At 58.9% G+C, this 16140-nt stretch carries 17 protein-coding genes and 1 tRNA gene; 8 read left to right on the top strand and 10 right to left on the bottom strand.

The genetic code is table 11. The features are described from left to right. Positions 1-11: 11 nt before the first annotated feature. The 3 genes from AC4HNJ_RS01755 to AC4HNJ_RS01745 all read right to left on the bottom strand — a co-directional run bounded on the left by AC4HNJ_RS01755 (position 12) and on the right by AC4HNJ_RS01745 (position 3917). Positions 12-1571, bottom strand: coding sequence for an N-acetylmuramoyl-L-alanine amidase (locus AC4HNJ_RS01755; protein ID WP_490477800.1), 1560 nt, complete (start codon positions 1569-1571; stop codon positions 12-14). Positions 1572-1769: 198 nt separating this feature from the next. Then, positions 1770-2249, bottom strand: a complete 480-nt coding sequence (gene tsaE / locus AC4HNJ_RS01750; RefSeq protein ID WP_490477799.1) for a tRNA (adenosine(37)-N6)-threonylcarbamoyltransferase complex ATPase subunit type 1 TsaE — start codon at positions 2247-2249, stop codon at positions 1770-1772. Between the two features lie 183 nt (positions 2250-2432). Beyond that, the gene (locus tag AC4HNJ_RS01745) at positions 2433-3917 is read right to left on the bottom strand and encodes an NAD(P)H-hydrate dehydratase (RefSeq protein ID WP_490477798.1); all 1485 of its coding nucleotides are present in this window, start codon (positions 3915-3917) and stop codon (positions 2433-2435) included. 39 nt (positions 3918-3956) lie between these two features. Between AC4HNJ_RS01745 and queG the strand changes: the two genes are divergently transcribed. Beyond that, positions 3957-5021, top strand: a complete 1065-nt coding sequence (gene queG, locus AC4HNJ_RS01740; RefSeq protein WP_490477797.1) for a tRNA epoxyqueuosine(34) reductase QueG — start codon at positions 3957-3959, stop codon at positions 5019-5021. A 131-nt stretch (positions 5022-5152) separates the two neighbouring features. Here the strand turns inward: queG and panD are convergent, their stop codons facing one another. From panD to pcnB, 5 genes are all read right to left on the bottom strand, one after another. Next, the gene (gene panD / locus AC4HNJ_RS01735; protein ID WP_490477796.1) at positions 5153-5539 is read right to left on the bottom strand and encodes an aspartate 1-decarboxylase; all 387 of its coding nucleotides are present in this window, start codon (positions 5537-5539) and stop codon (positions 5153-5155) included. 123 nt (positions 5540-5662) lie between these two features. Continuing rightward, positions 5663-6508 (bottom strand): pantoate--beta-alanine ligase, encoded by an 846-nt coding sequence (gene panC / locus AC4HNJ_RS01730; RefSeq protein ID WP_490477795.1) that lies wholly within the window; start codon positions 6506-6508, stop codon positions 5663-5665. 18 nt (positions 6509-6526) lie between these two features. Continuing rightward, the gene (gene panB, locus AC4HNJ_RS01725; protein ID WP_490477794.1) at positions 6527-7363 is read right to left on the bottom strand and encodes a 3-methyl-2-oxobutanoate hydroxymethyltransferase; all 837 of its coding nucleotides are present in this window, start codon (positions 7361-7363) and stop codon (positions 6527-6529) included. 48 nt (positions 7364-7411) lie between these two features. Continuing rightward, the gene (gene folK / locus AC4HNJ_RS01720) at positions 7412-7894 is read right to left on the bottom strand and encodes a 2-amino-4-hydroxy-6-hydroxymethyldihydropteridine diphosphokinase (protein ID WP_490477793.1); all 483 of its coding nucleotides are present in this window, start codon (positions 7892-7894) and stop codon (positions 7412-7414) included. Next, entirely contained in the window at positions 7891-9255 is a 1365-nt protein-coding gene (gene pcnB / locus AC4HNJ_RS01715) for a polynucleotide adenylyltransferase PcnB (protein WP_490477792.1), read from the bottom strand. Before pcnB ends, folK begins: the two co-directional genes overlap by 4 nt. 177 nt (positions 9256-9432) lie before the next feature. Between pcnB and AC4HNJ_RS01710 the strand changes: the two genes are divergently transcribed. Then, positions 9433-9508, top strand: a tRNA-Glu gene (locus AC4HNJ_RS01710). A 48-nt stretch (positions 9509-9556) separates the two neighbouring features. Beyond that, positions 9557-9880, top strand: a complete 324-nt coding sequence (gene fdxA, locus AC4HNJ_RS01705; RefSeq protein WP_490477791.1) for a ferredoxin FdxA — start codon at positions 9557-9559, stop codon at positions 9878-9880. 81 nt (positions 9881-9961) lie between these two features. Here the strand turns inward: fdxA and AC4HNJ_RS01700 are convergent, their stop codons facing one another. Both AC4HNJ_RS01700 and dapA read right to left on the bottom strand, forming a co-directional pair. Continuing rightward, positions 9962-10555: a hypothetical protein gene (locus AC4HNJ_RS01700; protein WP_490477790.1), complete on the bottom strand. Its 594-nt coding sequence runs from the start codon at positions 10553-10555 to the stop codon at positions 9962-9964. Positions 10556-10597: 42 nt separating this feature from the next. Next, complete coding sequence (gene dapA, locus AC4HNJ_RS01695) at positions 10598-11491, bottom strand: 4-hydroxy-tetrahydrodipicolinate synthase (RefSeq protein ID WP_490477789.1); 894 nt, start codon at positions 11489-11491, stop codon at positions 10598-10600. A gap of 117 nt (positions 11492-11608) precedes the next feature. On the opposite strand from dapA, the gene AC4HNJ_RS01690 reads away from it, so the two are divergent. The 5 genes from AC4HNJ_RS01690 to AC4HNJ_RS01670 all read left to right on the top strand — a co-directional run bounded on the left by AC4HNJ_RS01690 (position 11609) and on the right by AC4HNJ_RS01670 (position 16134). After that, complete coding sequence (locus AC4HNJ_RS01690) at positions 11609-12172, top strand: glycine cleavage system transcriptional repressor (RefSeq protein WP_490477788.1); 564 nt, start codon at positions 11609-11611, stop codon at positions 12170-12172. 104 nt (positions 12173-12276) lie between these two features. Then, a complete protein-coding gene (locus AC4HNJ_RS01685) occupies positions 12277-12735 on the top strand; it encodes a peroxiredoxin (protein ID WP_490477787.1) in 459 nt (152 codons plus the stop codon). 76 nt (positions 12736-12811) lie between these two features. Next, positions 12812-14191 carry a PhoH family protein gene (locus AC4HNJ_RS01680; RefSeq protein ID WP_490477786.1) on the top strand — a complete coding sequence of 460 codons (1380 nt, stop codon included), beginning with the start codon at positions 12812-12814 and terminating at the stop codon, positions 14189-14191. Positions 14192-14309: 118 nt separating this feature from the next. Continuing rightward, positions 14310-15101, top strand: coding sequence for a bifunctional hydroxymethylpyrimidine kinase/phosphomethylpyrimidine kinase (gene thiD / locus AC4HNJ_RS01675; protein ID WP_490477785.1), 792 nt, complete (start codon positions 14310-14312; stop codon positions 15099-15101). A gap of 109 nt (positions 15102-15210) precedes the next feature. Then, on the top strand, positions 15211-16134 hold the full coding sequence (locus AC4HNJ_RS01670; protein ID WP_490478084.1) for an aspartyl/asparaginyl beta-hydroxylase domain-containing protein: 924 nt from the start codon (positions 15211-15213) through the stop codon (positions 16132-16134). Positions 16135-16140 lie beyond the last annotated feature (6 nt).

Raw genomic sequence — 16140 nt, 5'->3', positions numbered from 1 at the left:
TTTGCGAACGATCAACTCTCCGGGATGGCCAGCATGGTGCCAACACGGACGCTGTTGTTGCTGATGCCGTTGACACTTTTCAGCGAATCCACGCTTACGCCATATTGCCTGGCGATGCTGCGCAAGGTCTCGCCATGCGCGACCCGATGCATGTCGCGCACATCCGCATCCGCCGGCACGGCAGCACTGGCCACCTTACCGGACGCCTTGGACCCATCGCTCATGCCATCGCCAGCCACCAGCAAGCCTTTGCGACGTGCAGCCTCCATCGCAAACCACGTCCCCGGCGGCGGGTTATTCATGAAGTAGCTTTTCACGCCCCCCATGATCGCCGTGGCCAATTGCTGCTGATGTTCCGGATCACGCAACTTGTGTTCCTCGACCGGGTTGCTGATGAACGCCGTCTCGACCAGGATCGATGGCACATCCGGCGAACGCAGCACCACGAAGTTGGCGTGCTCTACATAACCGCGATGCGTAGGGCCCAATGCCGACAGCGCATTCAACACATTCTGCGCCACCGTGTCGCTGGCTTGCACCGCCCAGCCTTGCTGCATGTCGAGCAAAACCGAAGCGAGGCTGTCGTTTTCAGCCGCCAGCGAAACACCTCCGATAAGGTCGGAACTGTTTTCGCGGTCGGCCAGCATCCGGGCCGCTACCGAACTCTTGCCACGTGACGACAACACCCATACCGAGGACCCCCTGGCATCGCTGCTGGTGTAGGAATCGGCATGGATCGATATGAATAGATCGGCCTGATTCTGGCGCGCGATTTCATACCGCTGCTTCAGAGGAATGAAGTAATCGCCGTTACGCGTGAGAATGGCCTTCATCCCCGGCTGGCGATTGATTTCCGCCGCCAGGTCGCGCGCAACCGCAAGCGTGACGTTCTTCTCCAGTACACCATCCGGGCCGTGGGCTCCCTGGTCTTTGCCGCCGTGTCCGGGATCTACCGCCACGACCACCTGGCGTTGGCTATTGAGCAAGAGAGCTGCCTGGCGAGTAGTAACGCCTTTGCGTGATGTCAGTCGACTGTTCGCGTTGACGACTGCCGGTGTCGGCGCAACGTTGCCGGAATCATGTACTTCGCGATCGGATGAGGCGGCCGGAACGGATGCGCTCTGCGTGCGCGCTCCCCCAACCGCCTCGCGATGGGACGACGTATTGTTGTTTCCATCTCCCGGATACAGATCGAGCACAAGGCGATAGCCGGCCTGGGCAGACGGCCCGAGCGTGAATGTCTTCGCCTGGCTGTTTGGCGACACCATGGCGGTCAGGTGCAGGGTATTACCTTGCACGGTATTGCTCAGCCCCTTGAGCAGGCCTTGCGCCGAGGGTGCGGTAAAACGGTCGGCAACACTGCTGGCAGGCAGATCCAGCGCAATCTGGTCGCCTTGTTGGCTCAGCTTATAAGTCGCTGGGCCGGAGAGATCGAATACCACACGCGTGTATTCAGGGCCGGCCCATACACGGGCATCTTTCACTTCCGCAGCGCGCAAAGCGGCGCCAGGCACCACCACCAGGATGGCGGCGCCAAGCAGGCTGATAGTGCGAGTGAGATAGCCCCTCATGGTGGCGCATTGAAGCGCAGCATTTTCCTGAATGCAAGAGCTTTTCCCTTTTATTTCCATAACCTGCGACGCATTTGTCAGGCTTGGTCAAGCTATCAGCCATAACCTATGCATTTCGAAGGGCCGTTTGTGCCGGTCCATTCGTTCAGTTTTCCCATGCCTTACCGGCACTTAGCGCACGCCACCTATGTCAGAGGCTCAGCTCAGGCGATTCAGCACACGCTCTGCGCGTTCCGTCTTTGACTCCATCCGGGCGCGGCGACCTGTGCCGTGATAGGCAAGGTAAAGCTCCATATCAGGCAACGGCAGCGCCCCTTGACCACGTTCAGGCCACTCGACCAATACCAAGGCGTACGGATCGGAGAGCGCATCCATCCCCAACCACTCGAGTTCACCAGGGTCTGCGATGCGATACAGATCCAGATGCCAGGCAGGACGCCCATTCGCCTGATACCCCTCAACCAGACTGTAGGTCGGGCTCTTGATCCGCTCTCCGACGCCTAATGCTGTCAACAAGGCCCGGGCAAAACTGGTCTTCCCGGCACCCAGTTCGCCGTACAGGTAAATCACAAGACCATCGTCCAAGGCCCGGGCCACGCGGGCACCGAGTGCTTGCGTAGCCTCTTCGTCGGCCAGATCCCAGTGTTGTTCAGATCGGTATAGGGCGCTCGGATTCATTTTTAGGCATCACCTGCCAGCAAGCCATGCGGCAGTGCAGATGGGGGGGGTGTCTGTCGAATAATGGAACGAAGGGAGGCGCCAACCCGAAAGAGCGGTATCCGGAAGGCCCGCAGACTGCGCCAGGCGGCATCAAAAGGCAATCTACTATCGTGTGCTGCGAATCTGACTGCCGCCATCGGGTCACGGCGCTTCCAGTCCATTCCCCAACGAGCGCAAAGGTCCAAGCAGATCGCTCGCCAGCAATCCGCGCTCACCACCATGCGCCGCCCAGTCGCCTGCACGAGCATGCAGCCCGACTCCGATACAAGCCGCGTCCCAGGCTGAGCAACCCTGCGCCATCAGCGCAGCAATCACCCCGGTCAGCAAATCCCCCATGCCGCCGCTGGCCATCCCTGGGTTACCCCAGGGACAGACGTCCAGACGTCCATCCGGATTTGCGATCAAGCTACCCGCACCCTTCAGAACGGTCACAGCTCCGTACCGTTGCGCCAGTGCGCGCGCCGCGGCAAAACGATCCATTTGCACTTCTCCGTTTGATACTTTCAGCAACCGCGCAGCTTCGCCCGGATGGGGTGTCAGCACGGCAGGTACCGTGAACTGGCGCGACTCATGCGCAAGCAAATTCAACCCATCCGCATCCAGCACAAGCGGCTTTCCGCTGTCCAGGGCAGTCAGCCACAGTGCATGCCCCCAAGCTCCCTGCCCGAGACCGGGCCCTACAGCCAACACCGTGGCACGCGTCAACAAGGGTTCAAGTTCCTGCGGACCGTTGATGCCATGCGCCATCAATTCCGGTCGCGCACTGTTTAGCGCCATGAGGTTATCGGCACGTGTCGCGACGGATACCAGGCCGGCGCCGGAGCGCAATGCAGCTTCGCCACACAAACGAATGGCACCAGCCGTGCCATGATCTCCGCCGATGGCCAACACGTGTCCGCAATCGCCTTTGTGCGCATCGCGCGCGCGCGGAGGAAGATGAGTGGCATCCGACAACGAGGCATCCACTGGCATGTCCTGCCAGAGCACATCAGGCAACCCGAGCGTGTCGACATGAACAAGGCCCGTTTTTGCGGGGGCCTGGCCGGTATACATACCCCGTTTCGCAGCAATGAAACTGACGGTGAGCTGCGCACGTATGGCGGCACCTGGACAGTACCCGGTATCCGCGTTCAGTCCCGAGGGCACATCGATGGCCATGACCGGAACGCCAGAAGCATTGACTCGGTCAATCAGCGTGCTAGCCAAAGCCTCTGGAGCACGATTCAATCCCGTGCCGTAGAGTGCATCTACATAGACATCCGCCCCGGGTATTGAGGCATCCTGGTGCCAAGGGTGAGTCACCCCATTGCGCTGCTGCCAGGTATCGCGTGCAAGCGCCGCGTCCCCATGCAGGGTGTCGCTCAGTTCAGTCACTTCGACCACAAGGCCGGCACCGTGCGCCAGGCTGGCTAGCAAGTAGCCGTCACCGCCATTATTGCCGGGACCGCAGAAAACAACGATCCGCCGCGCTTCCGGCCATTGCTTGCGCAGCCAGTCAAAAGCAGCTGCCGCGGCGCGGCTCATCAGCTCAAAACCGCTGATGCCCAAGTCATCAATGGCTCGCCGGTCCAGCGCACGAACCTGCTCGACGGTATAAAGATCACGTTGACGCGCGTAGGCATGCATCGGCCGATTATAGGCAGCGATTACAATGCATGCATGCCTATGTCTTCTGCTCCCGATTACGCCGCGCTGGCCAGCAATATCAAGCGTTGGGCCCATGAACTGGGGTTTGCGGAAGCCGGCATCAGCGGGACAACGCTCGAACAGGACGAGCAGCATCTAAAGCGCTGGCTCGAAGATGATTATCACGGCGACATGACGTACATGGCTCGCCATGGCACCAAGCGTAGCCGGCCAGAGGAATTGGAGCCCGGAACGCAGCGCGTGATTTCGGTGCGGATGAATTACCAGCCGCCGGGAGTTCAGCATGCCTGGCATGTCATCGGCGATGCCGAGGCGGGTTACGTGTCGCGCTACGCGTTAGGTCGCGATTATCACAAGCTCTTGCGCAATCGTCTGCAAAAACTGGCGGAGCGTATACGTGGAGCCATCGGTGATTTCGGATATCGCGCCTATGTTGATTCGGCCCCGGTCCTGGAGAAGGCCCTGGCTCGAAACGCGGGACTTGGCTGGATAGGCAAACACACCGTGTTGATCAATCGCCAGGCCGGCTCTTACTTTTTCCTTGGAGAGCTTTATACCAATCTGCCACTGCCTATTGACGCACCCGCCAGTGCACATTGCGGCACCTGCCGAAAATGCATCGACATCTGCCCGACTCAGGCCATTGTGGCGCCGTACCGTCTGGATGCGCGCCGCTGCATTTCCTATCTGACGATCGAGCTGAAAGGCACGATCCCGGAAGAACTGCGCGCTCCGATGGGTAACCGCATTTTTGGCTGTGACGATTGCCAGCTTATCTGTCCATGGAACAAATTCGCCCAGGACACTGCCGAGCCGGATTTCGCACCCAGGCATAGCCTGGACGGCGCAAAATTGATAGCGCTATTCAGTTGGAGTGAAGAGGAATTTCTGCAACGCACGGAAGGCATGGCGATTCGTCGTGCGGGCTACGAAGGCTGGCTGCGCAACATCGCCGTTGCGCTCGGGAACGCACCGTCTTCGACAGCCGTTCGTGCAGCCTTGATGGAACGGAAAGATCACCCTTCGGAGGTTGTGCGCGAACACGTTGCGTGGGCACTGGCGCGCCACCACTGCAGAAAATAACGCACGCTACCTGGGTTTGATCATGCGCCAATCCTGCACAGCAGGAGCGAGGCATGATCAAACAATGTCATCTGCAGATGAACAACGATACGCGGGCGTTCCATCCTCACGTGGATGGATAAAGCCTGCGATTAAGCCGCAGCCATTTGCTTGGGAATCGAGCGATTGGTGTGGCTGATGCGATTGCTTCCATCGACATAAACCAGGGTGGGCTGGAATTTCTCCACCTCTGCCTCGTTGAGACGCACGAACGCGGCAATGATGATCAGATCACCGGGTTGTGCACGATGAGCTGCGCTGCCATTTACCGAAATGATGCCGGAACCTTCTTCGGCACGCAGCGCATAAGTCACGAAGCGTTTGCCGTTATTGATGTTCCATGCGTGGATCTGCTCGTATTCGCGGATGCCCGATGCATCGAGCAGCAAGCCATCGATGGCGATGGAACCCTCATAGTGCAATTCCGCATGGGTCACGGTCGCACGGTGGATCTTCGCCTTTAGCATGTTCAGTTGCATGACTTCATTCCAGCAGGAACTGCCTGCGTAGCGGGTTATTATCGAACTGCCGCAATTGCACCGCAACAACGGCACCCGCCCGTCAGATGGGGGCGGTCGGAGCAGCGATCAATCCTGCCCATTTCAGTCAAATGGCAGGTTATCGATCAGCCGAGTGGTTCCAAGCCGGGCGGCAATGAGTGCTACCAAGCCTTCACGCTCGTCTTCAGTCGGCTCGGACAAGTCCTCGACACGGCGAATGGCCGCATAATCCGGCGCAAAACCAGCCCGCTCCAGCCGTGATGCAGCCGCTTGTTCCACCACCTTCCGGGCGTGCCCCTTGGCTATCAGCTCCCGCATCTGCTGCAAGGTCTGATAGATCAACGCAGCATCAGCGCGTTCCTTTTCAGATAAGTACTGATTACGGGAACTCAGCGCCAGGCCATCTTCCGCGCGCTGCGTCGGCGCGCCCATGATTTTCACCGGCAGGGAGAGATCCCGCACCATACGCTCGATGACTTTGAGCTGCTGGAAATCTTTCTGTCCGAATATCGCGATGTCCGGCTGCACAAGATTGAACAGCTTGCAGACAACAGTTGCGACACCATCGAAATGGCCGGGCCGATGCGCCCCTTCCAAGGTTTCCGTCAACCCAGGCACATGCACGCTCACACTGCCCGCCGGTCCAAAGGGGTAGACCGTGGCAACATCCGGAGCAAACAGGAGATCGCACCCCGATTCGGCCAGTCCAGCCTGATCCTGTACCAGCGTTCGCGGATAGCGTTCGAAGTCCTCGCTTGGTCCAAATTGCGTCGGATTGACGAATACACTCGCGACAACCCGGTCGGTCCGCGCCCTGGCAAGTTTGACAAGGGAATGATGGCCGGTGTGCAGGTTACCCATGGTCGGCACGAAACCGATGGTATGCCCCTGCGCGCGCCAGCCACGAATCGTGGCGCGCAGGCCTGCTGCGTCTTGCACCGTTTGCATGAAAAGTTCGCTCTACTGCTAGTTGTAACCGTGTTCGGCCGCAGGGAAGGCGCCACTGCGCACATCGGCCGCGTAAGCGGCAATGGCTTCGCCGACGGAGCCTCGGCCGGCCAGGAAATCCTTACTGAACTTGGGACGTTTGCCGGGCGTGATGCCCAGCATGTCATAGATCACCAGAACCTGGCCATCGCATTGAGGTCCCGCTCCGATACCGATGACAGGGATATCGAGCGCATCCGTGACACGAGCCCCCAGCGAAGAAGGCACCCCTTCCAGGACCAACAAATCCGCCCCCGCCTGTTGAACAGCCAATGCCTCGCTGACGACGCGCTCCGCCGCATCGTGCGCACGTCCTTGCACTTTATAACCACCGAACTTGTGCACTGATTGCGGGGTGAGCCCCAAATGGGCGCATACCGGTATCGCGCGCTCCGTTAATGCGTGGATCGATTCAAGAATATGTGGCGCCGCTCCTTCGATCTTGATCATCGCAGCCCCGGCTTCTCCAACCAGCCGGGCGCCAGCTTCCAATGCATAACTGACATCGCGATCAGCCATGAACGGCATATCGGCCACCAGCAGCGTGGCCGACAGGCCACGGGCCACCATAGCAGTGTGATAGACCATGTGATCGAGGGTAACCGGTAGCGTGCTGCGCTGCCCCTGCACCACCATTCCGAGAGAATCGCCAACCAGAGCAATATCCACGCCCGCGTGTTCGAGCTGTACGGCGAAACTCGCGTCGTATGCAGTAAGCATGACGATTTTGCGCCTGTCTGCCTTCATCGCATGCAACCCAGGAACAGTCACCGGCTTGCGGACTGGCGCATCAACATTTTCAACGTACACGGTCATTCCTTACACGCTGCGAATGCCCATTATCCGGCGCGAGACGACAAACGCTCAAGCCAATACCTGACAATCATGATGGCTAATGGCCTGCAAGAGATCCTGGACTCGCCCTTGCCCGGGAATATCGAGGTCCGGCGCCACATCGTGCAGCGGCAGCAGTACGAAAGCACGTTGGGCAATGTACGGGTGAGGCAAAATCAGCGTCTCCGTATTGCTCGTTCGTCCTACCACGTGCAACAGATCGAGATCCAAGGTACGAGGCCCCCAGCGTTCGCCATTCCGCTCGCGGCCCGCAGCCTTTTCGATGTCCAACAGCGCTTGGAGCAAGTTGGGCGGTTCAAGCGTGGTTTCCAGCACAACGACTGCATTGACAAAGTCAGGCTGATTCACCAGCCCCCATGGCAGCGTCCGATAAAAACGCGAGTTCGCCGCCATCTGGGTATCAGGCAACGCTTCAAGTGCCTTGATGGCATCCCATACTTGCTGCCGAGGATTACCCAGGTTGCTTCCCAGTGCCACGTAGGCACGCATCAAGCACCGCCTGACGACTTGCCGGCGGCCGACCTGCGACGACGCTTGCGTTTATGAGGCACGCTCGCACGGACTGGCTCGTTATCTGACTGCGTGCCCCCTTGTTGGGTCGGCAACGCTGCCGCCAAGGTCTCGTGCGGCAATTGCTGCGCGTGATCCCACCATTGCCCAAGATTGGCGATCGCAGGTGATTCCGCCCTTCGCAACAAAAGAAAATCAAAAGCCGCCCGGAAACGGGGATGCGATAGCAGGCGAAAAACTTTTTTCCGCTGCGTCTGCTCAAAACGAGGCTGCAGTGACCAGATTTCTTCCATCACGATCGTAAAACGGCGCGGAATCGCCACCCGCTGGCATTGTTCGCCGACCACATGGGTAATGGCACGTGCCCACGCATCGCCTGCGCTTTTGCCATGTTTCACCCAGGTGTGTGCGAGATCCCGGACTTCGCCCCATAGCAGCACTGCGAAAAGGAAAGCCGGCGTAACGGATTTACCCTCGGCGATACGGGCATCGGTGCTCTCCAACCCGCCCTCGATCATGGACCACAGGGCGCTGTCCTCACGCTTGAGCGCACGTGCAGTGGCCGGGAACATGTATTTCAGCAGGCCGCACTCCTCCAGCATGTGGAAGCTCTTGAGACCGTATCCCGCCAGGAACATTTTCAATGACTCGTCGAACAACCGCGCCGGCGCGACCCCACTTAACAACGATCCCAGTTCGGCAAAGGGCGCGGACGCGCCGGGATCAATGCGGAAGTCCAGCTTTGCTGCCAACCGCACGGCACGCAGCATGCGGACCGGATCCTCTCGATAACGGGTGGCCGGATCGCCGATGAGATGAAGCACGCGATCATGCAGATCCTGCATACCGCCCACATAATCGCGGACCGAAAAATCGCTGATGCCGTAATACATCGCATTGACGCGAAAATCCCGCCGCAAGGCATCTTCTTCGATGCTGCCCCACACGTTATCCCGCACAATGCGACCGTCTACGATGTGACGATCTCCTTCACCGTCCTCCTCGCTTACTCCCGCGCCGCGAAACGTCGCCACTTCGATGATTTCGTTGCCATACACCACATGCGCGAGACGGAATCGACGGCCGATCAGGCGGCAATTGCGGAACAGCTTTTTGACCTCGTCGGGTGTTGCATTCGTGGCGACGTCAAAGTCCTTGGGATGACCGCCCAGCAGAAGGTCACGCACGGCGCCACCAACCAGGTAGGCGTCGTAACCGGCTTCATTCAGGCGATAGAGCACTCGCAAGGCAGCCTTGCTGATGTTCTTGCGGGAAATCGTGTGCTGCTCACGCGGAATAATCTGCAGAGCGAACTTGACTTCGTTCCTGGCTTTGGGATTCAAGCGATCGAAATCCTTACGGGCATTCAACTTCCGATGGCACAACTGAATGTCTGGGCCCCGGGCGGTAAAACCGGCCTTAAGCGTTGTCCTGCAAGCGTTTCGGTCCTCCTGGACCGCTGCCCGCAGGCGTTGCCGGACGAAACAATTCAGCTATACTACCGCGCCTCGCAACATTACGCTCCCATCGTCTAGTGGCCTAGGACACCGCCCTCTCAAGGCGGGAACACGAGTTCGAACCTCGTTGGGAGCGCCACTATCCCATTATGATCGGCTCTACGATCCCAAGCAGGCACACGGCAGCATGACCTTCGTCGTTACCGACAACTGCATCAAATGCAAATACACTGATTGCGTCGAAGTCTGCCCTGTCGACGCTTTTCATGAAGGCCCCAACTTTCTGGTTATCGATCCTGACGAGTGTATCGATTGCACCTTGTGCGAACCGGAGTGCCCGATCAACGCCATCTATCCTGAAGATGACGTTCCCGCCGGGCAGGAAGGCTATACCGCGCTGAACAAGGAACTCGCCAAAGCGTGGCCGGTCATTACGGTACGCAAAGACCCACTGCCTGACGCCAAGGAATGGGAAAACAAGCCTGAGAAGTTGAACCTGCTGGAGCGCTGAAGCTCTCGCTTCAAAACGGAACACAAATAAAAACGCCGCTCGTGATGAGCGGCGTTTTTTACATCATCGGGACTACCCGTCTTAACCCTTGCCACCCAGGCGGGACTTGAGACTATCCACTACCTTTGCGACGGCAGCCGCTTCACCCTGGGCACGCACTTCGCTTGAACCCTGGCCACTGCCATTGATGGTAACGACCACCTTGCGCGGAACGGCATCCGGACCGTTCGACTTGCTGCCGCCACCGCCAAACAGGCGTCCAAAGAATCCTGGCTTTTCGAGCGGCTGATCGGAAGCAACCACGCTCAGAGTGTACGTGTGCGTCGCATCGTCGTGACCTTGCAGAGTGCCGATCTCGCCATTGCTCAACGCATCGCCTACGCGGCGATAGGTTTCATCCACGCTGTCCGCCAAGATGAAACCATCCGTAATCGTGCCTGGATTGCCCCCCACTCGTGCAGTAGCCCCATTAGGACTCGGCTGATTGCTGCCTTGTGGGGGAATCACCAATGCCGCACTCGCCGAAGGCGTATCGAGACCCGGAGGAATTTCCAGCGGCGATTCCTGCTTGGCATTTTGCCAGGCTCGTTCGGAACGGAACATGCCACAACCCGAAAGAAGCAGGCCGGTGAGAGCCAGAGCCGGCAGGGCTACGGCTAGAGAAGGTTTCTTCATGTAGTGGTTTCCGTATTGTTCCGAGTTCAGTCGAGCAAAAAATCACGCAGCATCGGCCAAGGATGCCAGAGTCGCCAAGGCCTTGCTTATCCGTTCGCGCGCGGGCCCTTGCTCCAGTTCTACCAACGGTAAGCGCGGCTTGGCTGTCCCCAGGCCGAGTTCCGGCAGTCCTGCTTTGACCGGGATCGGATTGGGAGCACAACCCAGCGCCTGAACCAGCGGTTCAAGCAATGCATTGGCATGCGCCGTCGCAACCCGGTCGCCCGATATGGCAACGTCGCACAATGCCCGCAGAGCCCTGGGCGCCAAGTTGGCTACCACCGATATGACGCCAGCGGCTCCCGCCAGCATAGCATCCGCGGCAGCAGCATCCTCACCGCACAGGTAGACGAAATCTGATCGAACAAGTTCCGCAGTGCGCTGGATCCTTTCGGCATCGGCACGCGCTTCCTTGATAGCCACGATGGCAGGGTGATCGCGCAGCAAGGCTGTCGTCTCCGGCGCCAGATCGCAACCCGTACGGGTAGGCACGTTGTAGAGAATGAGGGGCAAACCGCCGTTATCGGCAACTTCGAGAAAATGGCGACGCAACCCTTCCTGGGTCGGGCGCACGTAGTACGGAGTCACCACCAAGGCAGCATCTGCGCCTAGCGAACGAGCGCGCTGCGTGAGCGCGACCGTTTTGGCCGTCGCCGCCTCGCCAGTGCCGGCGATCACCGGGACACGGCCCGCGACATGCTCGACCGCGAAGGCCAGCAGATGCTCGTACTCATCGTGTTCAAGCATGTGGGATTCGCCGGTGGAACCGGCGACGACCACCGCCTGGGTACCGCCTGCGATCTGGAAATCGAGCAGGCGGCCAAAGGCCGCCATATCGAGCGCTCCGCTCGCGTCGAACGGAGTAACCAGCGCGCAGACGCTTCCGTGGATCTTCATGGCGCGACCTGCACAAAAAACGAGACTAGGCATCTTACTTGCGGCTTCACGGGACGGGCAAGTAAGCTGATATATCGTTTCGTCGTCTTCCCGCACGACGCGGGGTCGCCCTTGTCCATGCCCACCATCCCTTTTTCCGCGCGATCCAGCAACGATCATCAACTGTTGATCCAGACGCTGACGCCGGCAGGACGCACGCCATTGCTTGCCCTGGCAAGGCGTATTGCCGATGCCGGCTGCAATCTTTCAGACGCACGCGTTTCGACCATTGGCGCGGATACTTCGCTGACACTGCTGGCCGCTGGCGCATGGGACGCAGTGGCCAAGCTGGAAACCGCCCTGAGCAAGTTGGCGCGGGAAGAAGAACTTCGCCTTACCTACTACCGGACGAATCCCCGCGAGCCGAGCGGCCACTTGCTGCCGTACCTGGTCGAAGTCGTAGCCTCCGACCGTCCCGGCATTCTCGTAAAAATCGTCGACTTCTTCAGCCGCCACGACATCAGCGTGGAACAGCTCAGCTCGATGCGTTACCAGGCCATGCAAACCGGCGCCTCGATGTTCCAGGCCCAGTTCACGATCGGGGTTCCGGATAAGTTGCATATCGCCGCGTTGCGCGACGATTTCCTCGAGTTCTGCGATGGCTTGAATCTCGACGCCATCATGGATCCGGTGAAATTCTAGAATGCTCCGGCTGAAGCCGTCTGACAAGGCTGTTTTCCATTGCCCTACCCGCGTTAGTCTCCATTCCCGGAAGGCGCAAAAACAGTCTGGCTTCCGGAGAACCCATGCCCGATCTAGGCAAGAAAGTCCCTAAGCTGCAAGGCCTCACCGGCGATGGCAGCACGCTCAAACTCGATGCACTAAAAGGAAAATGGGTAGTGCTGTATTTCTACCCGAAGGACAGCACTCCCGGCTGTACCAACGAGGCGAAGGACTTCCGCGATCTTTATCCCAAATTTCAAAAGCTTCACGCCGAAATCGTCGGCGTTTCCCGCGACTCCGTAAAATCCCACGCCAACTTCGCCAGTAAGCAAGAGCTGCCTTTTCCGCTGGTTTCCGATGCGGATGAAACTTGGTGCAAGGCTTTCGACGTCATTCACGAAAAAGTGCTGTACGGGAAACGTCACATGGGCGTGGTACGCAGTACCTTCCTGATTGATCCCGACGGCAAGCTCGCCGCGGAGTGGCGGGGCGTAAAAGTGCCCGGTCATGCCCAGGCAGTGCTCGAAGCCCTACCACGGTGATTCCTACGTCCATCGACATCGCTCTCCTTTACGCGACGCGATCCATCCACCTCTTGCCTCGTGAGGTTTCTTCCGCATGACCGGAAGCAAGCGCATTTACGCTCTCGATACCAACGTACTGTTGCATGATCCAACATCGCTGTTCCGCTTCGAGGAGCACGACGTCTTCATTCCGATGACGGTTCTGGAGGAACTGGACGAAAAAAAGAAAGGCGCTTCAGAGGTCTCCCGCAATGGCCGCCAAGTCAGCCGGTTCCTCAATGAATTGATTGAGCGCGGCAATGGACATGGCATTAGCAACGGCCTGGAGCTGGCAAACCCGGAAGGCGTGTCGCTCAAGCGCGGCGCGGCGGTGGGCCGCCTGTATTTCCAGCAACGCACCAGCAACGGCCACGGCAAGGCAGACAACCAGATCCTTTCCTCGGTCATCGAGCTACGCGATCAGAATCCAGACCGCGCGGTCTTTCTGGTCACCAAGGACATCAATCTGCGCATCAAGGCCAAGATCTATGGCATCGATGCGGAAGATTACGAAAACGATCGCGCGCTGGACGATTTCGCGCTGCTCTACACCGGTTCGGCCGAGCTGCCCGAGGATTTCTGGGATCGCCATCCGGAAGTGCAGTCATGGAACGAACGTGGCCGTACCTACTACAAACTCGATCGTCACGAAGACGAAGACTGGTACCCCAACCAGTGCTTGTATCTGCCTGGCGACAACAACATAGAGCTGCGTGTGCTGCACATTGACGACATGCGCGCCACACTGGTGCTGCTGGATGATCACAGCCACAGCAACCACAGTGTCTGGGGTATTGCCGCACGTAACCGCGAGCAGAACTTCGCGCTCAACGTGTTGATGGATCCCGACGTAGATTTCGTCACCCTGCTAGGCACCGCAGGTACCGGCAAGACCTTGCTCGCACTCGCAGCTGGATTGGCGCAGGTCATGGATCAGCAACGCTATCGCGAAATCATTATGACGCGCGCCACGGTTTCAGTAGGCGAAGACATAGGTTTTCTGCCAGGCACCGAGGAAGAGAAAATGACGCCATGGATGGGGGCGCTCACTGATAACCTCGAAGTGCTCGCCAATCCCGAAGAAGGCGGCAGCTGGGGACGCCAAGCCACCAATGATCTGCTTGCCTCGCGCATCAAGATCCGCTCCCTGAACTTCATGCGTGGTCGCACATTCCTTTCGCGTTACCTGATCATCGACGAAGCGCAGAATCTGACGCCCAAACAAATGAAAACCCTGATCACGCGCGCAGGCCCTGGTACGAAAATCGTCTGCCTGGGCAACGTGGAGCAGATCGACACCCCATATCTCACGGAAACGACTTCGGGCCTGACTTATGCGGTCGATCGCTTCAAGCATTGGACGCATTCGTCGCACATCACGCTGCGACGCGGGGAGCGCTCGCGATTGGCGGACTTTGCATCGGAGGCCTTGTAACGCGCAGGCTGCGCAAGGCATCGTCCTGCATGGAGCTCCCTCATCCGTAGTCGAGTACTCGTATGCGACTTGTATCCTGCAGAATCCCGGCCTTCGCCATGACGATGAACTAAAGCAAGTGCCCTCGACGACGTCCTCCTTTCCCATCGCCCTCACCATCGCCGGATCGGATTCCGGCGGTGGTGCAGGTATTCAGGCCGATCTAAAAACCTTTCATGCACACGAAGTGCATGGTCTTTCCGTCATTGCCGCCATCACATCCCAGAACACCCGTGGCGTAACTGCCGTCCACTCCGTACCGCTTGCACATATCCGCAGTCAGATCGATGCGGTATTCGCTGACTTTCCTATCGCCGCAGTCAAGACCGGCATGCTGGGCAACGCCGCCACGGTGCGCCTGGTTGCCCGCGCTTTGCGTAAATACAAACCAGCATGGCTGGTCGTCGACCCCGTCATGATTTCCACGAGCGGTGCGCGACTGCTCGATGAGGACGCCGTCGATGCCGTGATCAATGAGCTGATTCCACTGGCTGACGTGCTCACCCCAAACTTGCCGGAAGCCGAAGCATTGCTGGGCCGCACACTGCGAACGGCGAAACAGATCCGTGAGGCCGGTGAAACCCTGCTTGAACTGGGCGCAGCTGGGGTGCTTCTAAAAGGAGGACATGGACGCGGCCATGAAGTCATTGATCGGTTTTTCGACGCACAAGGCTTGATGGAGATCCATCATCTTCGCCTTCCGCGCGAAGGCCATGGCACCGGCTGCACGCTTGCTTCAGCCGTTGCTTCGGAACTCGCCAAAGGCTCGACACCACGCCAGGCTATACGCCCCGCCATCGCCTACGTCCAACGCACCCTGAAGCACGGCTACCGCCCGGGAGGCGGCGCGGCATTCGTGCTCCGTCACTGAACGGGATTTGCCGTAAAATTGCCCTGTGGCCAGCCGGCCGCCTACTCCGGATGCGTTTCCGGGCCGAACCCGAGCCGCTTTCACGATGGATTTCCTCAGTCCCCGCTTCATCATCCTCTACGTGCTGCTGGCTTTCGTGCTGTGCGTGCTGCTCGTACATCTGCGTGGCCGTACACGGCTGCGTTTCGATCGCCAACTGGTCGACCATTCCGCCATCTTCGCGCCGTACAACCTGATGATGTACGCCTTCTCGGCTGTACCAGCGCGCCCGATTCTGGATCGTCGTGGCTTCCCTCAGCTGGACCTGCTCCAGCAGAACTGGCAAACCATTCGCGACGAAGCCTTGCAACTGTTCGACGAAGGCCACATCCGCGCCGCCGAAACGCATAACGACGCCAGCTTCAATAGTTTTTTCAAGCAGGGTTGGAAGCGTTTTTATCTGAAATGGTACGGCGAGCCATTGGCATCCGCCGAAATGCTCTGCCCGAAAACCGTGGCGTTGCTCAGTGCCATACCCAGCGTCAAAGCAGCCATGTTCGCCACGCTTGCGCCACATAGCAGGCTCAATGCGCATCGCGATCCTTTCGCTGGTTCCCTGCGCTACCACCTTGGCCTGATCACCCCCAACTCGCGCGATTGCCGTATTTTTGTCGACGGCGAAGAACATGCCTGGGGAGACGGCAAGGATGTAGTGTTCGACGAAACCTACGTCCACTGGGTGGAAAACAAGACCAATCAGACGCGGGTGATTCTATTCGCCGACGTCGAACGTCCCCTGCGCACCCGCCTCATGGGTGCCATCAACCACCGCGTTGGTGCTTTCATGGGCAAGATCACCGCCTCCCCCAATACCGAGTCACCGGAAGAAAGAACCGGTTTCGTCAATCGCGTCTTCGCGCTCAACGCGCGTGGCCGTGAACGCTCGCGTGCATTCAAGAAAAAACATCCGAAACTGTTTCGCACGCTGAAATACATCGGCATGCTGATTTTCATCTGGCTGGTATTCCTGGCGCCCTGGCCTTTCGTACGCTGAATCGTC

The organism is Dyella sp. SYSU CM1112, from assembly GCF_058216415.1.
Note: the sequence above shows the minus strand (reverse complement) of the source record. Positions and strands in the feature narration are given on the sequence as shown.

Bases quoted from the DNA above. Each gene is read 5' to 3' on its own strand.
- AC4HNJ_RS01755 (WP_490477800.1), bottom strand. From the start codon at position 1,571: ATGAGGGGCTATCTCACTCGCACTATCAGCCTGCTTGGCGCCGCCATC.
- tsaE (WP_490477799.1), bottom strand. From the start codon at position 2,249: ATGAATCCGAGCGCCCTATACCGATCTGAACAACACTGGGATCTGGCC.
- AC4HNJ_RS01745 (WP_490477798.1), bottom strand. From the start codon at position 3,917: ATGCATGCCTACGCGCGTCAACGTGATCTTTATACCGTCGAGCAGGTT.
- queG (WP_490477797.1), top strand. From the start codon at position 3,957: ATGTCTTCTGCTCCCGATTACGCCGCGCTGGCCAGCAATATCAAGCGT.
- panD (WP_490477796.1), bottom strand. From the start codon at position 5,539: ATGCAACTGAACATGCTAAAGGCGAAGATCCACCGTGCGACCGTGACC.
- panC (WP_490477795.1), bottom strand. From the start codon at position 6,508: ATGCAAACGGTGCAAGACGCAGCAGGCCTGCGCGCCACGATTCGTGGC.
- panB (WP_490477794.1), bottom strand. From the start codon at position 7,363: ATGACCGTGTACGTTGAAAATGTTGATGCGCCAGTCCGCAAGCCGGTG.
- fdxA (WP_490477791.1), top strand. From the start codon at position 9,557: ATGACCTTCGTCGTTACCGACAACTGCATCAAATGCAAATACACTGAT.
- AC4HNJ_RS01700 (WP_490477790.1), bottom strand. From the start codon at position 10,555: ATGAAGAAACCTTCTCTAGCCGTAGCCCTGCCGGCTCTGGCTCTCACC.
- dapA (WP_490477789.1), bottom strand. From the start codon at position 11,491: ATGAAGATCCACGGAAGCGTCTGCGCGCTGGTTACTCCGTTCGACGCG.
- AC4HNJ_RS01690 (WP_490477788.1), top strand. From the start codon at position 11,609: ATGCCCACCATCCCTTTTTCCGCGCGATCCAGCAACGATCATCAACTG.
- AC4HNJ_RS01685 (WP_490477787.1), top strand. From the start codon at position 12,277: ATGCCCGATCTAGGCAAGAAAGTCCCTAAGCTGCAAGGCCTCACCGGC.
- AC4HNJ_RS01680 (WP_490477786.1), top strand. From the start codon at position 12,812: ATGACCGGAAGCAAGCGCATTTACGCTCTCGATACCAACGTACTGTTG.